At 72.5% G+C, this 23,457-nt stretch carries 12 protein-coding genes; 6 read left to right on the top strand and 6 right to left on the bottom strand.

Going from position 1 to position 23,457, the window contains the following annotated elements; translation table 11 throughout:
* Nucleotides 1-64 precede the first annotated feature (64 nt).
* From ACFVUT_RS28030 to ACFVUT_RS28015, 4 genes are all read left to right on the top strand, one after another.
* The gene (locus ACFVUT_RS28030) at nt 65-3,667 is read left to right on the top strand and encodes a CDP-glycerol glycerophosphotransferase family protein (protein ID WP_389659512.1); all 3,603 of its coding nucleotides are present in this window, start codon (nt 65-67) and stop codon (nt 3,665-3,667) included.
* 274 nt (nt 3,668-3,941) lie between these two features.
* Nucleotides 3,942-5,183, top strand: a complete 1,242-nt coding sequence (locus ACFVUT_RS28025) for a glycosyltransferase 87 family protein (protein WP_389659473.1) — start codon at nt 3,942-3,944, stop codon at nt 5,181-5,183.
* 48 nt (nt 5,184-5,231) lie between these two features.
* Nucleotides 5,232-6,746, top strand: coding sequence for a methyltransferase domain-containing protein (locus ACFVUT_RS28020; protein WP_389659476.1), 1,515 nt, complete (start codon nt 5,232-5,234; stop codon nt 6,744-6,746).
* Nucleotides 6,747-6,816: 70 nt separating this feature from the next.
* The gene (locus ACFVUT_RS28015) at nt 6,817-7,191 is read left to right on the top strand and encodes a hypothetical protein (RefSeq protein ID WP_389659479.1); all 375 of its coding nucleotides are present in this window, start codon (nt 6,817-6,819) and stop codon (nt 7,189-7,191) included.
* On the opposite strand, the gene ACFVUT_RS28010 is transcribed toward ACFVUT_RS28015, so the two are convergent.
* The 6 genes from ACFVUT_RS28010 to ACFVUT_RS27985 all read right to left on the bottom strand — a co-directional run bounded on the left by ACFVUT_RS28010 (nt 7,163) and on the right by ACFVUT_RS27985 (nt 19,493).
* Nucleotides 7,163-9,451 carry a CDP-glycerol glycerophosphotransferase family protein gene (locus ACFVUT_RS28010; protein ID WP_389659482.1) on the bottom strand — a complete coding sequence of 763 codons (2,289 nt, stop codon included), beginning with the start codon at nt 9,449-9,451 and terminating at the stop codon, nt 7,163-7,165. The two genes, ACFVUT_RS28015 and ACFVUT_RS28010, sit on opposite strands and share 29 nt — an antisense overlap.
* Before the next feature lie 61 nt (nt 9,452-9,512).
* The gene (locus ACFVUT_RS28005; RefSeq protein WP_389659485.1) at nt 9,513-11,825 is read right to left on the bottom strand and encodes a CDP-glycerol glycerophosphotransferase family protein; all 2,313 of its coding nucleotides are present in this window, start codon (nt 11,823-11,825) and stop codon (nt 9,513-9,515) included.
* A gap of 159 nt (nt 11,826-11,984) precedes the next feature.
* A complete protein-coding gene (locus ACFVUT_RS28000) occupies nt 11,985-12,908 on the bottom strand; it encodes a carbohydrate ABC transporter permease (RefSeq protein WP_389659488.1) in 924 nt (307 codons plus the stop codon).
* 100 nt (nt 12,909-13,008) lie between these two features.
* Nucleotides 13,009-14,427, bottom strand: coding sequence for a carbohydrate ABC transporter permease (locus ACFVUT_RS27995; protein ID WP_389659491.1), 1,419 nt, complete (start codon nt 14,425-14,427; stop codon nt 13,009-13,011).
* A 4-nt stretch (nt 14,428-14,431) separates the two neighbouring features.
* Entirely contained in the window at nt 14,432-15,799 is a 1,368-nt protein-coding gene (locus ACFVUT_RS27990; protein ID WP_389659494.1) for an ABC transporter substrate-binding protein, read from the bottom strand.
* A gap of 124 nt (nt 15,800-15,923) precedes the next feature.
* On the bottom strand, nt 15,924-19,493 hold the full coding sequence (locus ACFVUT_RS27985) for an FtsK/SpoIIIE domain-containing protein (protein ID WP_389659497.1): 3,570 nt from the start codon (nt 19,491-19,493) through the stop codon (nt 15,924-15,926).
* 665 nt (nt 19,494-20,158) lie between these two features.
* On the opposite strand from ACFVUT_RS27985, the gene ACFVUT_RS27980 reads away from it, so the two are divergent.
* Nucleotides 20,159-21,808, top strand: coding sequence for a serine/threonine-protein kinase (locus ACFVUT_RS27980; RefSeq protein ID WP_389659500.1), 1,650 nt, complete (start codon nt 20,159-20,161; stop codon nt 21,806-21,808).
* A 180-nt stretch (nt 21,809-21,988) separates the two neighbouring features.
* Nucleotides 21,989-23,227, top strand: coding sequence for a serine/threonine-protein kinase (locus ACFVUT_RS27975; RefSeq protein ID WP_389659503.1), 1,239 nt, complete (start codon nt 21,989-21,991; stop codon nt 23,225-23,227).
* Nucleotides 23,228-23,457: the final 230 nt, after the last annotated feature.

Here is a 23,457-nt window from a genome sequence, read left to right as displayed (position 1 = left end):
CCGGACGTGCGCGGGGTTGAGTCATAAGGACAACCAGGCCCCTCGATGAACGGACGTGCCCAACATGCCGCCACGGCTCAGTGTCGTCGTACCCGTCCACAACGTGGAGCTCTATCTGACGGACTGCCTGAGGTCCCTCGCGGAGCAGACCATGTCCGACCTGGAGGTGGTGATGGTCGACGACGGGTCCACCGACGACAGCGCCGCCGTGGCCGCCGGGTTCGCCGCACAGGACGGCCGGTTCCGGCTGGTGAGCCAGGAGAACGGCGGACTCGGGCACGCCCGCAACACCGGGGTACGCCACTGCGACCCGGGCGCCCGCCACCTCGCCTTCGTCGACAGCGACGACGTTCTCCCGCCCCGCGCGTACGAACTCCTCGTCGGCGCGCTCGACGAGACCGGCTCGGACCTCGCGTCCGGCAACGTGCTGCGGCTGCGGGCCTCCGGCAAACTCCAGCAGTCGCCCAACTTCCGCAAGCCCATGGCGACGACCCGGCTGCGCACCCACATCTCCCGCGACTGGGACCTCGCCGCCGACCGGATCGCCTGCAACAAGGTCTTCCGCCGTTCCTTCTGGGACGAGCACGCCTTCGCCTTCCCGGTCGGCGCGCTCTACGAGGACATCCCGGTCGTCCTGCCCGCCCACTTCCTGGCACGCTCGGTCGACGTCCTGAAGGACGCCGTCTACCACTGGCGCGACCGGGCGGGCTCGATCACCGCCCGCCGCGCCGTCGTCCGCGGCATCCAGGACCGGGCCTCGCACGTGCTGGGTGTCTCCGCCTTCCTCGACGAGCACCGCGGCGCCGCGGACAAGCGCCGGTACGAGGCGCACGTCCTCGCCCACGACCTCTGGTACTTCATGGAGGCGCTGCCCGACGGCGACGAGGAGTACCGCCGCGCCTTCCTCACGTACGCGAACGAGTTCACCGATCAGGTCGACCCGGTCGTCCTCGACGCCCTCCCGCTCCGGCTGCGCCTGATGTGGCACCTCGTGCGCGAACGGCGCACCGAGGAACTGCTGGCCCTGCTCGCCTTCGACAAGGCCGAACCGGGAGCGTTCGCGGTACGGGGTGTGCGGCACCGCAGCGCCTCCTTCCCGGCCCTCACCCGGCCGGTGCCGCGCCCGGTGCTGCGGGTTGCCGACGGGGACCTGCCGCTCACCGCCCGGCTGCGGGACGCCGACTGGCAGGACGGCAAGCTGCGCCTCAGGGGCTACGCGTACATCCGGAACCTGCCCGCCGCCTCGCGCGGCAGCGAGTTCCGGGCCGGCTGGCTGCGGGCGGGGCGACGGCACGTGGTGCCGCTCAGGCTGCGCACGGTCGCCGAACCCGAGGCGACCGCCCGGTCGCGGCAGAGCCTGCACGACTACGACCGGTCCGGCTTCGAGACGGTCATCGACCCGGCCAGGCTCCGCATCGATGCGGCAGGCCGCGTCGAACGGCTCACCTGGCGCCTGGAGATCGGCATCGCCGGACACGGCATGCTGCGCCGCTCCGGCCTCTCGACGAACGAGGCGGCCGCACCGCCGCCCGTGCACCGGCCCGACGGCGACCACCGGATCGTGCCCGCCTTCGAGAACGGCACGCTCGTGCTGCACGCGGAGCGGATCGACGCCCGTTTCGAGACGCACCGGGCGGGCGACACGGGCGACGGCGCCGCCACCGTGGTGATCGACGGCATGATCCGCGACCGCCTCGGCACGGGCCCGCTGCGTCTGGCGCTCACGCACCGGCCCTCCGGCACCTCCCTCGACTGCCCGGTGACCGTGCACGAGGGGGCCGTGCCCTCGGCCGCGGGATGGCGGCGCTTCACCGCCGATGTCCCGCTCGGCGCCCTCGTCGGCGTCCGTCCGGCAGCCGCGGCAGGGACGCTGCCCGCACAACTCTCGTACAGCCTGCACCTCGTCGGCCCGGACGGGCGCCGGACACCGATCGACGTACCGGGGCCCGTCCTGCCGGGCCGCTACCCGCTGGACGGGCACGGCGACGGCGACGGGGGCGGGCGCGGGCACGGGGGCGGCGGCGAACGACGCGAACTCGGCCTCACCGCCGGCCCCCGCGGCAATCTGCTGATCAGCGACCGCACCGTGCAGCCTGCCGTCGACCTGGCGACCTGGACGGAGGACGGACAGCTCCTCCTGGAGGGCACCTTTCCCGACGACGCCGACCGGCCCGCCGAACTGGTGGCCCGGCACAGCGGGCACGGGGAGGAAGCCGCCTTCCCGCTCACGTCCTTCGGGCCCGCCGGGGCACGGCGGTTCCGGGCCGCGCTCCGGCCGGACGCCGTCGAGATCCCCGGCGGCACGCTGCCACTGGGCCAGGGCCACTGGTATCTCTTCCTCCGCGAGAGGGGCGTGCGGGACGAGACGCGCGACGCGCCGCTGCGCGTCCCGGCCGCCGTCCACCGCACCCTGCCCGCCGCCCGCACCCTCGCCGGCCGGACGTACCTCGTCGAACGGCGCTTCCACGCCCAACTGCTGATCGACTGCGCGTCGGTCCTCACCCCCGCCGAACGCGGTGCGCGCGGCAGACGGCTCCTGCGCGAGGCGTACCGGAGAGCGCGCCGGGCACCCCTGCGCGACACGGTGCTGTACAGCAGCTTCGACGGCCGCCAGTACTCCGATTCGCCGCGCGCGATCCACGAGGAGGCGGCCCGGCGCGGCGTCGAGCTGGAGCACCTGTGGGTGGTGCGCGACCAGCAGGCCCGTGTCCCGGCGGGCGCCACGGCCGTGGAGCACGGCTGCGCGGCCTGGTACGAGGCACTGGCCCGCAGCCGACACATCGTCACCAACACCCAGTTGCCCGAGTGGTTCGAGCGGCGCGAGGGCCAGTGCGTCGTCCAGACCTGGCACGGCACCCCGCTCAAGCGCATCGGCCTCGACCTCGCGGGTACCGCCCAGGCCAACGCCGCCTACATCGCCACCATCGAGCAGCGCGCCCGCCAGTGGAGCCTCCTGGTCTCCCCGAACCGCTTCTCCACCCCCGTCCTGCGGCGCTCGTTCGGCTACCGCGGCGAGGTTCTGGAGTGCGGCTATCCCCGCAACGACCTGTTCCACGCCTCGGACCGGACCAAGGTCGCCGCGGCGGTACGGGAACGGCTCGGCATCCCCGCGAGCAAACGGGTCGTGCTGTACGCGCCGACCTGGCGCGAGGACCGGCCGCAGGGCGGCGGACGCTACGCCCTCGACCTCCGGCTCGACCTGGCCGCCGCCGAACGCGAACTCGGCCCGGACACCGTCCTGCTGGTGCGCCGCCACTACCTGGTCACCGACCGCCTCCCGGACAGCGGCAGCGGCTTCGTCCGTGACGTCTCCCGCTACGGGGACGTCGGCGAGCTGATGCTGATCAGCGACGCACTGGTCACCGACTACTCCTCGCTGATGTTCGACTTCGCCCGGACCGGCCGCCCGATGCTCTTCCACACCTACGACCTGGCGCACTACCGCGACACCCTGCGCGGCTTCTGCTTCGACTTCGAGGCCCGCGCGCCCGGCCCCCTGATCCCTGACTCCGCCGCACTCATCGAGGCGCTGCGCGATCCGGAGCGGGCCACCGAGGGACACGCGCAGGCGTACGAGGCGTTTCTCCGGGACTTCTGCGACCTGGACGACGGGCGGGCGGCGGCGGGCGTGGTCGACCGGATGCTCCAGGACACGGGCCGGCTCTGATCCGCCTCGATCCGCCTCGATCCGCCTCGATCCGCCCTGATCCGACTCGACCCGACCCGTCCGACCCGACCCGTCCGCCCGGCCAGACCCGACCCGAGCGGCCCGGTGCCGGCCGGGCCGGGGTCGGCCGAAACGGTCACACCCCGACTGAACCGTTCGAGTGATTCAGGAATTCGGATGTCTGCGCGGAGGTGCGGGGCATTGACGCCGTGCTCCGCTATCCGTGCTCATCGATGCGTCGCTCATTGTCTTCGTATTGCTACGTTCTGTGTTCATGGGTATCCGAATGCGGTGCGAAACCTGGGACGTACGACGGGCGAGAGCGGTGGTTCTCACCGCTGCGGCCGTCGGTCTCCTCACCCGAATGCTGATCGCGGCGAATATGCGGGGCCCGGCCGACGTCCGCATCTTTCAAGGCTTCGCAACGGCCATCGCGCGCTACGGACCCCTTCGGATTTACGAGCAGCCGCTGCCGGGACTGCCCGTCTACAACCATCCGCCGCTGGCCGGCTGGATGCTTCTCGGTCTGCATGAACTCTCCGAACTCGGAATTCCCTTCGGCACGTTGATCAGATCACCCGCCTCGATCGCCGACTTCTTCTGCGCACTCCTCGTGTTCGAGATCGTGCGCCGCCGCCGCTCCATCGGCGCGGCGGTCGCGTGCGGGGTGGGGGTGGCCCTCAGCCCCGTACTGATCGCCACCTCCGGGTACCACGGCAACACCGACGCGGTCGCCATCGCCTTCGCGCTGGCTGCCGCGCATCTGCTCGTGGACCGGAAGGCGCCGACGGCCGCCGGGCTGTGCGCCGCGCTCTCGATCAGCGTCAAGTTCATTCCGGTGGTGGTGATCCCGGCCCTGTTCGTCGTCGCGCTGCGAGCGGGCCGCCCGGCACTCGTCCGCTTCACCGCCGGGTTCACCGCCCTGGTCGCCCTCGTCTGGGGCCCGGTCGTGGCGACCGTTCCCCAGGACCTCACGGAGAACGTCCTGGAGTACGCGGGCGGCGACTACCGCCTGTGGGGCCTCGTCCGGTTCGCCGACGCGCTCGGCCTGCCGCAGTCCTTCATCACCTTCATACAGGGCGAGGGCCACTTCCTCTTCGTGCTGGTCTGCGTGGCCGCGGGGATCTGGCTCGCCCGGCTGCGGCCCGCGCAACTGCCCGCTGTCGTCGCCGTCACGATGGGCCTCCTGCTGCTGCTCTCCACCGCGTCCGCCCTCCAGTACCTGACCTGGGCAGCCGCCGGACTCTTCGTCATCGGCTTCTGGGAAGGCGCGGCGTACGGCTGTCTGCTCGGCCTGACGGCGGTCCTCGGCTACCAGGGGCGCTCCGCCGTGCGCTGGAGCGACCCGGTGCTGCACCTCGGCGAAGCCGGCTGGCTGCTCCTGGCCGCATGTCTCGCCTGCGGCATCCGCAAGATCCTCGCCGCGCCGGCGTCCGTGCCTCCGCAGCCCTCGGCCGGGCGGACCCCGGTACCGGCGCCCTGCCCCTCGCGGCCCACCGGCTCAGCCGTCAACTGACCGCCCCCTCCCGAGCACCGAGCACCGAACGCAACTGGAGAACGCCCCGTGAAGGAAAGCCCGAACCCCAGGATCGGCATCCTGGTGGTCGCGTACAACGCCGAGACGACGCTGGAGAGGACCCTCGACCGCATCCCGGAGGACTTCCGGTCCAAGGTCGCCGAGGTGCTCATTCTCGACGACGCGAGCCATGACGCGACCTTCACCGCCGGCTGCCGCTGGTCGCAGACGGAGGGAATGCCGCGGACCGTGGTGATGCGGCACACCAAGAACCTCGGATACGGCGGAAACCAGAAGGCCGGATACGCGCTGGCCGCCGCCCACGGACTCGACATCATCGTGCTGCTGCACGGCGACGGACAGTACGCCCCGGAATTCCTGCCCGAGATGGTCGGGCCCATCGAACGCGGCGAATGCGAGGCCGTGTTCGGTTCGCGGATGATGAGTTCCGGGTCCGCTCTCAAGGGCGGCATGCCGATGTACAAATGGCTCGGCAACCGCATTCTCACCCGCCTGGAGAACACCCTTCTCGGATCGCAGCTCACCGAATTCCACTCCGGGTACCGCGCCTACAGCGTCGCCGCGCTCAAGAAACTGCCGATCCACCGGAACACCGACGCGTTCGACTTCGACACCCAGATCATCGTCCAACTGCTCAACGAGGGAATGCGGATCAAGGAGATCCCCGTCCCCACCTACTACGGCGACGAGATCTGCTACGTCAACGGCATGAAGTACGCCAAGGACGTCGTCAAGGACGTCCTCGAATACCGGCTCGCCGTCAAGGGATTCGGTACCTGCGCGTGGATCCCCAAACCCGTCGAGTACGCGTTCAAGGAGGGCGACGGCTCCTCCCACGCCGTGATCCTGGAGAAGATGCGCAGCCTGCCGCCCGGCCGGGTCCTCGACCTCGGCTGCTCCGGCGGCCTGTTCGCGCAGCGCCTCGAAGCCCTCGGCCACGAGGTGACGGGCGTGGACTACGTCGAGGTCCCCGGCGTACGCGAGAGGTGCACCCGCTTCCACCTCGCCGACCTGGAGGCGGGGCTGCCCGCCGAGATCGGCGCCGACTACGACTACGTCGTCGCGGGCGATGTCATCGAGCACCTCTCACGCCCCGAACGCGTGCTCGCCGAGGTCGCCACCGTTCTGCGGCCCGGCGGCCATGTGCTGCTCTCCGTGCCGAACTTCAGCCACTGGTACTCAAGGCTGCGGGTCGCGCTCGGCGTCTTCGACTACGACCGGCGCGGCATCCTCGACGAAACGCATCTGCGCTTCTTCACCCGGGCCAGCCTGCGCCGCACGGTCAGGAGCGCGGGCTACGACGTCCTCCACCTGTCCTCCACCGGGGCACCGTTCTGGGCGCTGCTCGGTGGCGGGCCGCTGCCCGTCGTCCTCGGCGGGGTGTCGAAGCTGCTCAACCGGATCAGGCCGACGCTGTTCGGCTATCAGCACGTCGCCCTGCTCACCCCGCACGCGGCCGAGACGATCATCGCTGGAGAGCACATCGATGTACAGGACATCCTCAACCGGCAGTACGCACCGTCCGACCGGGTCGGTGTCTGAGGCCGCCGTTCCCGGCCGCACCCCCGCCCCGGCGTCCGCAACCCCGGCCGCCGCCGACAGGAGCACGTTCTTGACCCTCCCCAGTCTGATGCTGCTGCTGTTCGCCGTGTTCTCGTCGGCAGGTGGCCAGATCATGCTCAAGCACGGGATGAAGGGTGCTGCCGCAGCCGCCGCGCAGGGCGGTGGTTCCCTCGCCCTGCGCGCCGCGACCAGCCCCTGGGTCGTCCTCGGCCTGGTGGTCTTCGCGGTGTCCGCCCTCGCCTGGATGACCACCCTGGCCAAGGTGCCACTGTCGATCGCCTATCCGTTCAACGCCCTCGGGTACCTGCTGATCGTGCTGGCCGGGGCGACCGTGCTGCACGAGCGGACCTCGCTGTGGACCTGGGGCGGTTCGCTGCTCGTCGTCATCGGCCTCGTCACGGTGATGGCGGGCCAGCAACGCTGAGCGGATCAAGCCGTCCGGCGGCCGGGGACACGTCGCCGCCGGACGCGCCACCGGTCACGTCGCCACCGGACGCGCCACCGGTCACGTCGCCCCCGGACGGGCCCGGCAGCACACGCTCCCCGAGCAGCACCTGCCGCACCACCCGCTCGGCGGCGCGCCCGTCGCCGTACGGGCAGAACCGGGCCCGGAACGCTGCCCGCAGCGCCTCGTTCGCCGGACTCCGCCAACTGCCGTCGGTAAGGATCCGGGCCAGCTCCGCCGTATCGGTGGAGACGGCCCCGGGGGTGTCTCCGGGTCTGCCGGAGAGCAGGTCGAAGCAGACCCCGCGGACCGTGCGGTACGTCTCCCAGTCGGGGGCGTGCACCACGATCGGGCGGTCCAGATGGGCGTAGTCGAACATCACCGACGAGTAGTCCGTCACCAGCGCGTCCGCCGCCAGGCACAGCTCCTCGATCCGCGGATGGTCGCAGACATCGATGAGGGAGGGGTGCTCCGGCAGCCCCGCGCCTTCGTAGAAGTAGTGGGCGCGGACCATCACCACGGTGTCCGGACCGAGTTCCTCGCAGAGCCGGACCAGATCGAGCCGGCTGGTGAACGCCGCCTCGTAGTCGCGGTGCGTCGGCGCGTACAGGACGGCACGCCGGCCGGGCCGGATACCGAGACCTTCGCGGATCCGCGCGATCCGTTCGTCCGTCGCCGTCGCGAGGACGTCGTTGCGCGGATAGCCCGACTCGATGGACCGTGCGGCGCCCGGATAGGCGCGGGCCCACACCTCGGTGGAGTGCGGATTGGCGGAGACGCTCCAGTCCCACCGGTCGACGCGCTGGAGCAGCCGGTCGAAGTTCAGGCCCTGGGCCGCGGCGGGATAGTCCTGCTGGTCGAGCCCCATGATCTTCAGCGGGGTGCCGTGGTGGGTCATCACATGGATCTGACCGGGGCGCTTGACCAGGTGGTCGGGGAAGTTGACGTTGTTGATGAAGTACGTGGCGCGGGCCAGCACCTGCCAGTAGCGGCGGGTTCCGGGCACCACGTGGTCGATGTCGTCGGGGACCGTGTGCGCCTGGTTCCTCGCGACCACCCACACCCCGCGCACCCGCGGGGCCAGCTCCCGGGCCTTGCGGAACACGGCCTCCGGATTGCAGCTCACCCCGCGGTTCCAGTACGCGGCGTAGACGGCGAGCCCCGGGTCCAGCGGCAGCCGGCGCTGCCACCAGTAGAAGCGCGTGGCCAGGGCGCGTCCGGCCCGCGCCCGTACCGCGCCGGGCGCCGCCCGCAGGCTCCGGCGCAGCGCCAGGAGGGTGTCGAGGGTGCCGAGCGCGGCGTACCGGCCACGGCCCATCAGCCGGGCCCGCAGCCCCCTGGCACCGCGTGGGAAGCGGTGCCCCTCGGGCCGGTGTGTGCGGTGGAAGGCCGCCACGGACCGGACGTGGCGCCGGCGGCGCCGGGCCACCGACGGGTAGTCGGCCAGGAGTTCCGAGGCCGCCCGCTCGAACAGCAGCGCCCGCACCGGGTGGGTCAGCGGTCGTTCGCGTACGAACTCCATCAGACCGGCGTACGCGTCGACGAGCTGCCGCGGGGCCGAACCGTCGGCCTCCTCCGCGTCGGCCGGTCCCGGGAGGCGGCGTCCGCTGCGGTGTTCGACACAGGCCGTGGGCAGCACGGCGACGGACTCGGCCGCGGCGAGCGTCTGGAGCGCGTACATCCGCTCCCCGTGCCGCCCCGGTCCGAAGGCCAGCTTCTCGCCCTCGTGCAGGGTGCGGCGCACGGCGCGGTTCCAGGAGACCGGTGCGATGTCCAGGAGTACGGGATGTCCGGCCAGGGTGAGCCGGCCCTCCGGCAGTTCACCGAGCAGCTCCAGCGACCGGGTCGGCCGGGGGCGGCCCCGGAACGGGCGCCGGTGGTGGCCGAACAGCAGCAGCTCGGGGTCACCGGTGGCGTCCAGCCGGTCGGCGACGGCCCGCAGGGCGCCCGGCAGGAGGACGAACGTTCCCTCCAGGAAGAGGAGGTAGTCGCCGACGGCCCGCTCGGCCCCGGCGTCGCGCCGTCCGTGCGGACCGGCCCCCGGCGGCAGATGGATGGCCTGCACCCGCTCGTCCCGTGCGGCGAACTCGTCGAACAGCAGCCCCGAACCGTCCGGCGCCCCGTCGTCGACCCCGATCACCTCGATGTCCGTGAAGGACTGGCTGAGCACCGATTCCAGGCACTCGCGCAACTGCCCTCGGGCACGGCGGACGGGGATGATGACACTCAGCCGGGGCATACGGGTTCTTTCTCGGGCTCGGATTCACGGAGGAGAGGCAGGCGGGCGGGGAGAGGACGCCTCAGGGGCGGATGGTGGGTTGTGCTCCGGCGAGGCCGAGGCCCGTGGACGCCTGCCGGTCGGCGGGGACCACGGCGCCGGACGCGGCGGAGACCGGGATCAGGGCCGGGTCGCCCGCCGCCGGTACGGGCCGCCGCTCGGCCGGGGGGATCACGGGCGGCTGCGCGGACATGTCGCCCAGGAAGACCCGGCGCACCACACGTTCCGCCGCGTGCCCGTCGTCGTACGGGCAGAAGCGCTCCCGGAACGCCTCGCGCAGCTGGGCCGAGCGGGCGGTGTGCCAGTGGCCGGTCGCGAAGATGTCGAGCAGCTCGTCCTCGCTGTGCGCGATCGCGCCGGGCGGGCAGGAGTGCAGGTCGAAGTAGGTGCCGCGGGCGGCCTCGTAGGCCTCGCGGTCGCCGAAGTGGATGACGACGGGCCGGTCCAGGTTGACGTAGTCGAACATCAGCGACGAGTAGTCCGTGATCAGCGCGTCCGAGGCGAGCGCGAGCGCCTCGACGGAGGGGTGCCCGCTGACGTCGATGATCCGCGGGTGCGGTTCACGCACCGGCGCGGCACCGTACGAGTAGTGCGCGCGGTCCAGGATCACGGAGTGCGGCCCGAGGATCCGCAGCACGCGTGCCAGGTCGAGCGTGACGTGCTGGTCGCGCCGGTAGTCACGGTGCGTGGGGGCGTACAGCAGGGCCAGGGCGCCCTCGGGGATGCCGATCGACGCGCGCAGCCGCGCCACGTCGTCGGCGGTGGCCCGCTGGTAGACGTCATTGCGCGGACAGCCGTACTCCAGCGTCGCGCAGTCCGCGGAGGCCGACGGATAGACCTTCTCCCAGACGAGGGTGGAGTGCCGGTTCGCGGAGAGGGAGTAGTCCCACTTGTCGACACTGGCGAGCAGATGGCCGAAGTCCGTCCCCCGGGCCGCCGCGGGCCGGTCCTGGAGGTCGAGACCCATGGTCTTGAGGGGGGTGCCGTGGTGGGTCTGGAGCAGCACCTGGCCGCGCCGCTTGACCAGCCGGCGGTCGAAGTTGACGTTGTTCACCAGATACCCGGCGCGGGCCAGCGCCCGCCAGTAGCCGTACGTCCCGGGTGTGATCCGCCGGGTCGCGGTGGGCACGGTGTGCGCGTCCTCCGGGCGGCAGATCCAGGCGGTCCGCAGGCCGGGCACCAGTTCGCGGGCCTTGGCCTCGATCGCGGCGGGGCTGCAGGCGTAGCCGCGGTGCCAGTACGCCGCGAACACCGCCAGGTCCGTCTGGACGGGCAGCCGCAACTGGATGCGGTAGTACGCCTGGAGCGCGGCGGCCCGCAGCACCCGACGGCCCGCCGCGGTCGCCTTCCGTACCCGGCCGTGCAGCACCTGCGCGGTCCACAGCGCGCGGTAGGTGCGGCGCGCGCCCAGCCGGATCAGTCCGTGGCGCAGCCGGGCGCGGCGCGGGGCGGGGATGCCGGGAGTGCGGTAGCGCAGGCAGTGGGCGCGGGCCCGGCGGAAGAACTCGGCGCGGCTGTCGCGCGGCAGCCGGCCCCCGGTGGTGAACAGCGTGCAGAAGTGGTCGAGCATCCTGCGGAAGATCACCGGCCGCCAGTGCGCGAGTCCGGGGCGGGTGTCGATGAACGCGAAGACCCGGTCGTACTGTTCGAAGATGTCGAAGTGCCTGCGGCTGGTGGTGGCCAGGATGTTGCCCTGGCGCCGCTGCCGGTAGCCGACGCACACCCGGTCGAGGACGGCGATCGAACGGGCGGCCATCAGCACCGGGTACGTCCAGGGGGTGTCCTCGTAGTAGCCCGGCGGGAAGGCGAACCCCTCGGCCTCGACGAACGCGCGGCGGTACGCCTTGTTCCAGACGACCATCAGGACCTTCAGCAGACCGGGCCGGTCGGCGAGCGCGAAGGTGGCGGGGCCGGTCTCGGCGAGGTGTTCGGCGAAGGCGTTGCGTACGCTCTCGCCCGTCCAGTACGTACGGGCGTAGTCGTAGACCAGGACGTCCGGTTCCCCGGTCTCCGCGATCCGGTCGGCGACGGCCCGCAGGGCGCCGGGGGCGAGGGTGTCGTCGCTGTCCAGGAAGATCAGGTAGTCGCCGGTGGCCTGCGCGATCCCGGCGTTGCGGGCCCGGCCCAGTCCCACGTTCTCCGGCAGATGCAGGGCCCGCACCCGGTGGTCGCGGGCGGCGAACTCGTCGATGACGGCGCCGCAGGCGTCGGGTGAGCAGTCGTCGACCGCGATCAGTTCGAAATCCTCGAAGGACTGGGTCAGCACCGAGTCCAGGCTCTCGTGCAGATACGCCTGAACCCGGTACGCAGGCACGATGACACTGAACCGGGGCACAACACATCCATGGGTCGTTCGCAGCGCGGGCGGGCGGTCCGCAAACGTCCGATGGAATGAAAGAGTTACGTCAAAACGTGGCAAATCCCTGAAGCGGCAGGTGGGGCGGTCCTGTTGTGGTGAACAGGACCGCCCCACGTTGACGCACGGATGTGCGTACTACTTCACCGCGCCCGCCATCACGCCGGACACGAACTGACGCTGGAAGGCGAAGAAGACCGCCAGCGGGATCACCATCGACACGAAGGCGCCGGGCGCCAGCACATCGATGTTGTTGCCGAACTGCCGTACCTGCTGCTGCAGGGCGACCGTGATCGGCGGGGAGCCGGAGTCCGCGAAGATCAGCGCGACCAGCATGTCGTTCCACACCCAGAGGAACTGGAAGATCCCGAGCGAGGCGATCGCCGGACCGCCCAGCGGCATCACGACCCGCGTGAAGAGCCGGATCTCGCCCGCCCCGTCGAGCCGGGCCGCCTCCAGCAGTTCCCTCGGGATCTCCGCGAAGAAGTTGCGCAGCAGGAAGATCGCGAAAGGCAGGCCGAACGCCGTGTGGAAGAGGATCACGCCGAGCGTCGTCTCGAAGATCCCGACCGCGCCGAAGAGCTTGGAGACCGGGACCAGGGCCACCTGCACCGGCACCACCAACAGCCCCACGACCAGCAGGAACCACCAGTCGCGTCCGGGGAACTCCATCCAGGCGAAGGCGTAGCCGGCCAGTGAACCGATCACGACGACCAGGACGGTCGCCGGGACCGTGATCGCGATCGTGCTGAGGAGGGAGTGGGTGATGGTCGAGTTGTCCAGCAGCCGTGTGTAGTTGTCGAAGGTGAGCTGGGACGGGGCCGTGAAGATCTTCCACCAGCCGGTCGCGGCGATGTCGTCCGCGCCGCGCAGCGAGGACAGCAGCAGCCCGATGGTCGGCATCAGCCAGAACAGGGCCACCAGGACGAGGAAGACCCGCATCGCACCGCCGCCGGCGCGGGCGGCGATGCGTGAGCCGAGGGACCGCTCGGCCTTCGCCGGCGCGGTCGCTGTGGTGCTCGCGCCTGTGGTGCTCGTGGCCGGGTTCGATGTGGTCGTCATCGGCGCCCCTCCTTCCGGATCCGGCGGATGTTGCTGTGCTTTCCCGGGGGGCGACCCCCGGACCCCCGGCAGGGGGTGGCGCCCGGGTGCGATGTGGTCGTCATCGGCGCCCCTCCTTCCGGATCCGGCGGATGTTGAAGAACATCACCGGGAGGACCAGGAGCAGCAGGAGTACGGCGATGGCGCTGCCGATCCCGAGGTCCGCGTCCGTGCCGAACGAGGAGCGGTAGAGCTGGAGGGCCAGTACGTTCGCGTCGTCCTGGGAGGAGCCCGGCGCGATGATGAAGACCAGGTCGAAGACCTTCAGGACGTTGATCATCAACGTGACCAGCACCACCGCGAGCACGGGTGCGAGCATCGGCACCGTGATCCGGCGGAACACCTGCCACTCGTTCGCGCCGTCCACCCGGGCCGCTTCGAGGAGTTCACGGGGCAGCCCCGCGAGTCCCGCGGCGATCAGCACCATCGCGAACCCGGCCCACATCCAGACGTAGGAGCCGATGATCCCGGGGGTGACCAGGTTCGGTCCGAGCCATTCGACTCCGTTGTAGGGCTCCTTGAAGTTCGAGGCGGGGAGCCGGAGTTCGGCGCCGTCCGCCGACGCGGGCAGGGTGAACGTACCGTCCGCGCCCGCCTTCGCCGTGGCGACGACCTTGCCGTCCTTGACCGCCTCCACCTCGATGCCCTTGAGACCCAGCTCCTCGGCGTCGATGACATTGGGCTTGCCGCCGCCGCCCCGGGTGAAGTCCAGCCACGCGGTCCCGGTGATCTTTCCGGGATCCGTCGCGGCGGCCTTCGCGGGCTTCGCGTCCGTCGGTATCTTCGCCGGTGCCACACCGACCAGCGGCAGGTGCACCGGCTGCCCGGCCCGTACCGGTTCCTTGGTGACGAACGAACCGCCGCCGCCCGCCTTGAGCGGGTGGACGGGCAGCGGATGCGCCTTCGGGTAGCCCGCCGACTCGGCGAACGTGTCGTGCACACCCACCCATACGGCGTTGGCGACCCCGCGCTCCGGGGCCGCGTCGTACACCAGCCGGAAGATGATGCCCGCGGCGAGCATGGAGATCGCCATCGGCATGAAGACGACCAGCTTGAACGCCGTACTCCAGCGGATCCGCTCCGTCAGCACGGCGAAGATCAGCCCGAGGGCCGTGGAGACCGTCGGTGCCAGCACGACCCAGATCGCGTTGTTCTTCACCGCCGTGAGGATGGTGTCGTCGGTGAACAGCGCCCGGTAGTTGTCGAGTCCGGCGAAGCCCGTGCCCGCCTGGTCGAAGAACGACCGGTAGACGGAGTACACGATCGGATAGACCACGAGCGCGCCCATCAGCACCAGCGCGGGCGCCAGGAACAGCCCCGCGACGACCCGGCGCGTGCCGGTGACACTGCGGCGGCTGCGTACCGGGCCGCCGGCCGGGGCGTCGGACGGCTTCCTGGGCGTGGGTACCGACGTCTGTTCGGAGGGATGGTTGTCGGCGGGGGGCACCGCGTCGGTGCCCCCCGCTGCGGCTGTCGTCATCCCGTCAGCTCTTGTACGCCTTGGCCGCGTCGGACTCCAGCTTGGCTTGAGTCCCCGCGATGTCCTTCGGGTTCTTCAGGAAGTCCTGGAGGGTCTTCCACTCACCCTTCCCCGGCGTCCCGCCGAACGACTGCGGCGCCTGGTCGGACATGTCGAACCGGACGGCGTCGCCCGCCGCGACCAGCGCCTTCGCCATGGTGCGCTGCACCTCGTTCGGGTACGCGGCGGCGTCCAGGGCCTTGTTCGGCGAGATGAACCCGCCCTGTTCGGCCATGATCTTCGCCGCGTCGGTCGAGGCCAGCCAGGTCAGCAGGGCCTGGGCGCCCTTGCCGTCCTTCAGCGCCACCGCGGCGTCGCCACCCGTCACGACGGGGGACTCGGCGCCGACCGCCGGGAACGGGAACACCTTGGCGTCGGTCCCGATCTTCGCCTTCGTCTGCGCGATGTTGACACTCACGAAGTCGCCCTCGTAGACCATCGCGGCCTTGGGCTGGTCACCGCCGGTGAAGGTCTGGGTGACCGAGGCGGGGAACTCCGTCTGCAGAGCGCCGTCGGCACCGCCGGCGATCAGCGACGGCTTGCCGAAGAGCTGCGCGAGCGTGGTCAGCGCGTCCTTGACGGACGGGTCGGTCCACTTGATCTCGTGCTGGGCCAGCTGGTCGTACTTCTCCGGACCCGCCTGGGAGAGATAGATGTTCTCGAACCAGTCGGTGAGGGTCCAGCCGTCCGCGCCGCCGACCGACACCGGCGTGACACCGGAGGCGGAGATGGTCTCGGCCGTCGCCAGGAACTCCTTCCAGGTCTTCGGCTCGGACGCGCCCGCGTTCTCGAACGCCTGGGCGTTGTACCAGATCAGGGACTTGTTCGCGGCCTTGAAGTAGACGCCGTACTGGGTGCCGTCCACCGCGCCGAGGTCCTGCCAGACCTTCGCGTAGTTCTTGGTCAGCTGGGCCTTGGCCTCGGCGCCGACCGGCTTGGCCCACTTCTTCTGGGCGGCCTGCTGGATCGCGCCGACCTGCGGGATCATCGCGACGTCCGGCGGCTGACCTCCCGCGATCTTCGTACCGAGGAAGTTGACGATCGGGTCCTGCGCCGGGACGAAGGTGACTGTCGCCCCCGTGCGGCTCTCGAACTCCTTGAGAACCTTGACGAAGTTGGCCTGCTCGGCTCCCGTCCAGACCGCCGCGACGGAAAGCTTCTCACCGTCCAGTTTCGGCAGGACCACGCTCGACGCGCTTCCCTTGCCGCCCCCGGAGCTCTTGTCCGTCTTGTCCTTTCCGCTGTCACCGTCGTCGCCGCATCCGGTGAGGGCCAGTGCGCCGATGGCGGTGAACACCATGGCGGCCTTGCCCATCCGAAGGGTTGTGCGCATAGCTTCCCCGTCTCTCACATCGTTGTGTGCGCACAGTCCTACGCGGGGTCCGCGGGTGCCGCAATAGCGATCCCCACGTCAACTCGGTTATCGTGATGGGCTCGTGACGTGACGTCACGTCAATTCATACGGGTCCGAACGGGGTGATCGGCTCGGCGTTCACCGACCGGGCCGCCCGCTCCAGCGCACTGGCCAGCAGCGCCAGATCCGTCGGACCGTTGCCCAGCTCGCGGACCGGGCGCCGGGTCGGCGGATCGCCCATCCGCTCCCACTCCAACGGGACGACGGTGGGACGCAGCGTCGCCGTTCGCGGAATGCGGCCGGTCACCCGGCCGCCCTGGAACGGTGTCACCCGCCCGTCCGGATGCCCCAGCCGGCCACGTCCCGGCGCCGGGCCCTCGGGCGACGGCGGCACGGCCGGCGCGTCGAGCACGATGCGCAGCCGGGCGCCGTGCGCCAGATCCGTGTCCTCCGTACGGTCCGGGCGGGCGGACGTCGCGACCAGGTGGACACCGAGCCGGCCGCCGTCCCTGGCCACGGCCTCCAGAGCCCGCACGACCGAGCCCGCCGCGGGACGGCCGGGGCTGCCGAGCGCCGGAGCGACCAGCGCGTCGAAGTCGTCGACCAGGACGACGAGACGGGGCAGGGGGGAAGGGCCGGGGTCCGCGGACCGCGCGGCGGCGGGCCGCAGCCGGAGCGTCCCGCTCATCGAGGAGTCCACATCGCCCCGCTGCTCCGCGGCGCTCGGCGGGCGCTGACCGACCATCCGCTGCGCCACCTCGTGCCGCTCGTGCCACTCCGTGAAGTCGTACCGGCCGAGCAACTCGGCGCGCCGCTTCAGCTCACCGCCCAGCGCCTGCGCGAACTCGCGCATCCGTACCGGGTCCGAGGCCACCAGATGCGTGAAGGCGTGCGGGAGCTCGGTGCACGGGCGCAGGCTCTCGCCGCGCTCGCCACCCGCGCCGTCGACCAGGAGCAGCCCCAGCCGGTCGGGCCGGGCCGCGGCGGCCAGCGAGGCGGCGACGGCCCGCAGCAGTTCCGTACGTCCGCTGCCGGCCGGGCCCTCGATGAGGAGATGGGGGCCCTCCTCCGCCAGATCGACGCTCACGGCGCCCCGGGGCCCGGCCCCGAGCACCACGACGGGCCGCCCGGCGCCCTCGGCCCGCGCCGCACCCGTGTCCGTCTTCACCGCCGTGCGCGCTGCCGCCGCGCCGCTCTCGGCGCCCCGCGCCGCGACCCGGGGGGTGTCGCCGCCGCGCGGTCCGCTCAGCCGGTTCGAGGTCCGCCCGGATCCGGCGTTACGCGGACCGTCCGCCCCCTGGACGTCAGCACCGGCCCAGGTGCCCGACCCCGGAACGGTGCGGGAGCCGGGGGCACCCCCGGGCGAGCCGTCGTAAGGGCCGCCATCGGCGCGGGGGGCCTGGGCGCCCGGATACGGGGTGCGTCCGGAGCCGCGCGTGTCCTGGCCGTCGTCGCGTGCGAGACCGTGGCCCGCGGTGCCGACATGCGTGGTGGTCTCGCTGCCGGGGTACAGCGTGCGCCCCGAGCCGGGGGTGTAGCCGCCCGGGCCGTCGGGCCGCGTCGAGCCGCCCGTGCGCTGGGCCCCCACCCGGGGGCCCGCGCCGTAGTCCGTACGGCCGACGCCCCGGGCATCCACGTCCGTACGGCCGCCTGTGCCCGTCGGGCCGCCCGTCCAGCGGCCCGAGCCGCGGACGGTGGCGCCCGGCTGGTCGTCGGCGGTGGAGGCCCAGCGGGCCATCAGCGAGGCCGGGGTGGCACGCGCCAGGCCCAGTTCGTCCAGCAGACGGGCGGTCGGCGGGAGCGCGGCCGTCACCGACCGGCCGTGGGCCGTCGCCGACCCATCCGTACGCAGCGGGGCCAGCGCCCGGCCGAAGCGCTCGGCCCAGTGCGCCGACACCGCGTCCACCACGGCGACCGTGCCGTGGCCCGCGGCCCGGCCGTCCGCCGTCCGTATCAGCCGCAGCGCCGTCGCCACGTCACCGCTCAGCATCGCCACCGCCCCGCACTCGCGGAACGCGATCGACGCGTGGCAGGCGGCCTCGTACGTCGCCGCGACCGGCGAGGTGGGTGTGGCGGCCGGGGTCTCGGCCAGACAGATCAGATGAATCCCGGCAGCGGCCCCCGAGGCGGCCAGCCGGGCGGTGTTCTCGCGCAGTTCCGCCGAGCCGGGGTCGCCGTCGACGATCACCACGGTGTACGGGCCCGCGTACTGCCCGGCGACCTCGGCGACGATGCTCCGCTCCACGCTCGCCCAGCCGGGCCCCAGCGGCCCGTCGTCCAGCCGGCGCACCAGCTCCGTCGTACGGGCGGCGGCCTGCTCGCGGTCGTACGCGAGGAGGAGCCGGCAGTCCTGGCCGTGCATCGGGCGCAGATGGGGCAGCCAGCCGAGCCAGGCCCACTCGCGCCTGCGCTCGTCCGCGCCACGCGCGCGGTCCGTGCTGATCAGCACGATCTCCAGATCGGCGGGGGAGTGCAGCGCGGCGAGCTGCGCCACCACCGAACGGGCGAGCCCGGCCAGCCGGGTCCGCGGACCGGCGAGGCCGAGGGAACCGGCCTCCCGCAGCCCCACGGTCACCGGCACGGCGGGCAGCTCGGCCCGATCCGTCGTCCCCAGGCGCACCACGAGCGCCTCCGGGTGCGCGGTGTCGCGCTCCCACAACCGGGGGCCGGGGCCGAGCGCGGTCAGCAGCACGGCCGCGGGATCGGGCCAGCTGCTGACCGTGGCGGACCCGGGTGCTGTCGCGGGGGCGGCAGCCGGCAACGGGCCGGTCGCGCCCGTGTCGTCGGGCGCCGCCTCGTGCACGGGCTCGCCCTTGCCGCCCGCGAACCTGCGCGCCCAGGCACCTATCCCGCCCCGTCGGGGCGTCCCGTCGTCCGGGAGACGGGAGTGCGCCGAGGGGGGCTGGTGGAGGGGGCCGGCCGACCCGGTCCCACCGCCCTCGTGCGGGTGGGAGTCGGCGGACCCGGTGGCGGGCGCGGGGGCGTATCCGTGGCCGGAGCCGTCCTCCTCGGCGTACGTGCCCGCCGTGCCGGACACCCGCAGATGCCCCTCGCCGTCCGGGGCCGTCGCCAGCGTCGGCGTACGCGCGCCCGGGGCCAGCCGGAGCGTCGATTCGCCGAGCCGCAGCAGCGCGCCGGGCGGCAGGCGCACGGGGCGGTCGCGGACGTCCGCGCCGTCGAGCAGGGTGCCGTTGGTGGAGCCGAGGTCGGCCACGGAGACGAGTCCGTCCGCGGAGACCGTCACCGAGCAGTGCAGGCGGGACACGTCGGGGTCGTCGAGCGGGACGTCCGCGTCGGCGGACCGGCCGATCCGGACCAGGCCGCCGTGCAGCAGATGGACGCCGCCCGCGTCGGGCCCCGCGATCACGTGCAACTGGGCCGGAACGGCGTCGTCCGCCGCCTCGGCCTCGCCCGGGATCTGGAGCGAGAGCACCGCTCCGTCGACCAGCGGGGGTTCGCCGAGGGCGCATCGCTGCCCGTCGAGCCGCTCCCGCCCGGCGAACAGCACCACCGCGCCGCCGCCGAGCGAGCCCTCGGGTCCGGAGACGGCCGCGGCCAGCTGGGACGCCACGGTGGCGAGCGCCGTTCCCGGCGGGGCGGTGACCAGCACGTCGCAGGCGCGCGCCGGGGTCTGGCCGCTGCGCGGCGCGAGGACGGTCAGCCGGATCTGCATCGCCGTCAGCGGTCCCTTCTGCGCGGCGCGCCGGGCAGGGGAAAAGCCCTGTGATTCCCCCCACCCGACACGGACGCGTCGTCCGGTACAGGTTCGTCACGTGCCGCCGGGCCTCCCGCCCCGCAGTCCGTGCTGAAGGCATCCTCGCACCTGTCACCGACAACCCGCCCGGGGGCACCCGCTAAGTGATCTTGAAAGGTCGGCTGTGCGCCCATAAGTGCCTGCTTGGAACGTTCTCCGCGGCGGCGGAACCACTCCGCGGAACGATTCCGCACGATTCCGCAGAACGCCCGCGACGGAGCACGGGGCACGGAGCACGGAGCACGGGGCACGGAGCACGGAGCGCCCGCGACGGAACTTCGCACGGATGTGCGGCCCTCATCGGCCCGGCGGATCCGTACATCGCACGGGCATCGCACGTACATCGCACGGGCATCGCACGGGCATCGCACGGGTGCGCGGCAACCATTCGGCCCGGTGCGAGCGTCTTGTTCCGCAACCCGGGCCGGTACCTCCTTCCAGGAGGCACCCGGGCCCGGCGGGCGACGGGCGGTGGCATCCGGGCGGACCACCCGGCCTCGCCCGTCCCCCCACTAGAGTGGGCCGGAACTCCCGGACGGATCCGGGAGTTCCACGAGCACCACGACCAGCAGGGAGCGCATGACGTGCGGCCGGTAGGCAGCAAGTACCTGCTCGAGGAGCCGCTGGGACGCGGCGCCACGGGCACCGTCTGGCGTGCCCGCCAGCGGGAGGCCGCAGGCGCCGAGGCGGCCGTCACCGGCCAGCCGGGCGAGACCGTGGCGATCAAGGTCCTCAAGGAGGAGCTCGCCAACGACGCGGACGTCGTGATGCGCTTCCTGCGCGAGCGCTCCGTGCTGCTCCGGCTCACCCACGAGAACATCGTGCGCACCCGTGACCTGGTCGTCGAGGGCGATCTCCTCGCTCTCGTCATGGACCTGGTCGACGGCCCCGACCTGCACCGCTACCTTCGCGAGAACGGCCCGCTCACCCCGGTCGCCGCCGCGCTGCTCACCGCGCAGATCGCGGACGCGCTCGCCGCCAGCCACGCCGACGGCGTCGTCCACCGCGACCTGAAGCCCGCCAACGTCCTGCTCGACGAGCGCGACGGCCAGATGCATCCGATGCTCACCGACTTCGGCATCGCGCGCCTGGCCGACTCCCCGGGGCTCACCCGGACCCACGAGTTCGTCGGTACCCCCGCCTACGTGGCGCCCGAGTCCGCCGAAGGCCGCCCGCAGACCTCCGCCGTCGACATCTACGGCGCGGGCATCCTGCTGTACGAGCTGGTCACCGGCCGCCCGCCGTTCTCCGGCGGCACCGCCCTCGAAGTCCTGCAACGGCACCTCAGCGAGGAGCCCCGCCGCCCCACCACCGTCCCGGCGCCGCTGTGGACGGTCATCGAGCGCTGCCTGAGCAAGGACCCCGACCGGCGGCCCAGCGCGGAGAACCTGGCCCGCGGACTGCGCACCGTCGCGGCCGGCATCGGCGTGCACGCCAACGCCGCCCAGATCGCGGCGGCCGACGGCGTGGGCGCCCTGCTCGCACCCGATCCGGCGCCCGCGGCCGTCCCCGGAACCCCCGGCGCCGCCGACCCGACGCAGGTGCTGCCCAGCAACGCCGGATCGTACGATCCGAACGCCGCGACCAGCGTCATGCAGCACGCTCCCGGCCAGGGTGGGCACGCCGACCCGACCTCGGTCATGCCGCCCGTGCCGCCGCACCAGGACGGCTCTCCGCAGCCCGAGGAGCCGCACCCCTGGCAGTCCCAGCTCCGGGCGGCCCGCGATCGCAACGAGCAGACGCAGGTCCAGTACCTCGACCCGAGCCAGGACCCGCTGCGCCGCCGCCCCCAGCGGCCCCCGGCCCAACAGCCTCAGCGGCAGCAGCCCCAGCACCAGCAGCCACAGCATCAGCAGTACCAGCAGCCGCAGCAGTACCCGCAGCCCCGGCGGCAGCAGTACCAGCAGCAACCCCAACAGCAGCAACCCCAACAGCAGTACCAGCCGCAGCAGTACGCGCCTCCGCAGCAGCCGCCGCCTCAGCAGCCCGCGCCGAGGCAGCCCCGCGAGCCGCGGCAGCGCAGCGCCAACCCGATGAAGATCCCCGGCCTCGGCTGTCTCAAGGGTTGCCTGTTCACCCTGGTGCTGCTGTTCGTGGCAGGCTGGCTCATCTGGGAACTGACGCCGCTTCAGGACTGGATCGGCCAGGGCAAGAGCTTCTGGCAGGCCATCAGCGACTCCGTCTCCAGCGTGACCGACTGGGTCTCGCAACTGGGCGGCGGCAGCGGCTCCTGAGCAGCCGGCACACCAACAACCTTGTAGCTATATCGACTTCTGTGGGCCAGTTTCCCCCGCAATTCGCCCGCAGAAGTGAGGGTCGGCGCCAACCCGGGCACTCAACACCCCGATCGACGCGTAACTTGTCGACCGGAGGTCATGAGCGACGGTTCGTCGTCAGCCGCTGAGGGAGCAGTCTTGGCACGGAAAATCGGCAGCCGGTACACCGCCCACCAGATCCTGGGGCGCGGCAGCGCCGGCACGGTGTGGCTCGGCGACGGGCCCGAGGGCCCGGTGGCCATCAAGCTGCTCCGTGAGGACCTCGCGTCCGACCAGGAGCTGGTGGGCCGCTTCGTGCAGGAGCGCACCGCCCTGCTCGGCCTGGACCATCCCCATGTCGTCGCCGTCCGCGACCTCGTGGTGGACGGCAACGACCTGGCCCTGGTCATGGACCTGGTGCGCGGCACGGACCTGCGCTCCCGCCTCGACCGCGAGCGCCGCCTCGCGCCCGAGGCCGCCGTCGCGATCATCGCGGACGTCGCCGACGGCCTCGCCGCCGCGCACGCCGCCGGAGTGGTCCACCGCGACGTCAAGCCGGAGAACATCCTGCTCGACATGGAGGGCCCGCTCGGCCCCGGTGGCTCGCACCCGGCGCTGCTCACCGACTTCGGCGTGGCCAAACTGATCGACACCCCCCGCCGCACCAAGGCCAGCAAGATCATCGGAACGCCGGACTACCTGGCCCCCGAGATAGTCGAGGGCCTCCCGCCCCGCGCCGCCGTCGACATCTACGCCCTCGCGACGGTTCTGTACGAACTTCTCGCGGGTTTCACGCCGTTCGGCGGCGGACACCCCGGCGCGGTCCTGCGCCGCCATGTCACGGAGACGGTCGTTCCGCTCCCGGGCATTCCCGACGAGCTCTGGCAGCTCCTGGTCCAGTGCCTGGCCAAGGCCCCGGCCTCCCGGCTGCGCGCCTCCGAGCTGGCGGCCCGGCTGCGCGAACAGCTGCCGCACCTGGCCGGCCTTCCGCCGCTCGACGTGGACGAGCCGGACGCCGAGCCGGAACCCCGGACGTACGACGAGCAGCGGTACGCCCCCGCACCCGAGGAGCCCCGCCGCCGCGGCGCGGTCCCCCTGGTCCCCGGCTCGTCCACCGACTCCAACCGGGACACCCACACGAGCATGCGGGTTCCGGCCCCCGACGAACTCTCCGGCGGCCCCCGGGGCACGGCCAGGGCCCCGCGCTCGCCGGGCCGGCCCCGCCCGGGTTCGGCCCGCAACAAGTCCGCGGCCGTCCGCAAGCGCCGCCTGACACTGGGTGCCGCGGCGCTGGTGCTGCTGGCGGCGCTGGGCGTGGGCGGTGCGCTGGTGCTCGGCGACGACGGCGCGGACGCGCCCGCCCAGGACACGAAGAGCTCGTCGCCGGGAACCCCCTGACCTCGGCAGCCGCGCGAGGCGGTTCCCCGGGCCCCTTGGCGCGGTGCCCCCGCCCGGAGGCCCGCCACACGGTCACCGCGTGAGGCGCGAGCGGCCTCGCGCCGAACCCTGGCCCCCGCCGCCCGGGAGCCCGGCCGTCCGGGAAGCCCCGCCGCCCGGGAGCTCGGCCGTCTGGGAAGCCCCGCCGCCCGGGAGCTCGGCCGTCCGGGAAGCCCCGCCGCCCGGGAGCT

Source organism: Streptomyces sp. NPDC058051, from assembly GCF_042885475.1.
Classification (GTDB): Bacteria; Actinomycetota; Actinomycetes; order Streptomycetales; family Streptomycetaceae; genus Streptomyces.
Note: the sequence above shows the minus strand (reverse complement) of the source record. Positions and strands in the feature narration are given on the sequence as shown.

What these genes read in the sequence shown, in the direction of transcription:
- ACFVUT_RS27985 (WP_389659497.1), bottom strand. Translation starts at nt 19,493, where the DNA reads ATGCAGATCCGGCTGACCGTCCTCGCGCCGCGCAGCGGCCAGACCCCG.
- ACFVUT_RS28000 (WP_389659488.1), bottom strand. Translation starts at nt 12,908, where the DNA reads ATGACGACCACATCGAACCCGGCCACGAGCACCACAGGCGCGAGCACC.
- ACFVUT_RS28010 (WP_389659482.1), bottom strand. Translation starts at nt 9,451, where the DNA reads ATGCCCCGGCTGAGTGTCATCATCCCCGTCCGCCGTGCCCGAGGGCAG.
- ACFVUT_RS27990 (WP_389659494.1), bottom strand. Translation starts at nt 15,799, where the DNA reads ATGCGCACAACCCTTCGGATGGGCAAGGCCGCCATGGTGTTCACCGCC.
- ACFVUT_RS27995 (WP_389659491.1), bottom strand. Translation starts at nt 14,427, where the DNA reads ATGACGACAGCCGCAGCGGGGGGCACCGACGCGGTGCCCCCCGCCGAC.
- ACFVUT_RS28025 (WP_389659473.1), top strand. Translation starts at nt 3,942, where the DNA reads ATGGGTATCCGAATGCGGTGCGAAACCTGGGACGTACGACGGGCGAGA.
- ACFVUT_RS28030 (WP_389659512.1), top strand. Translation starts at nt 65, where the DNA reads ATGCCGCCACGGCTCAGTGTCGTCGTACCCGTCCACAACGTGGAGCTC.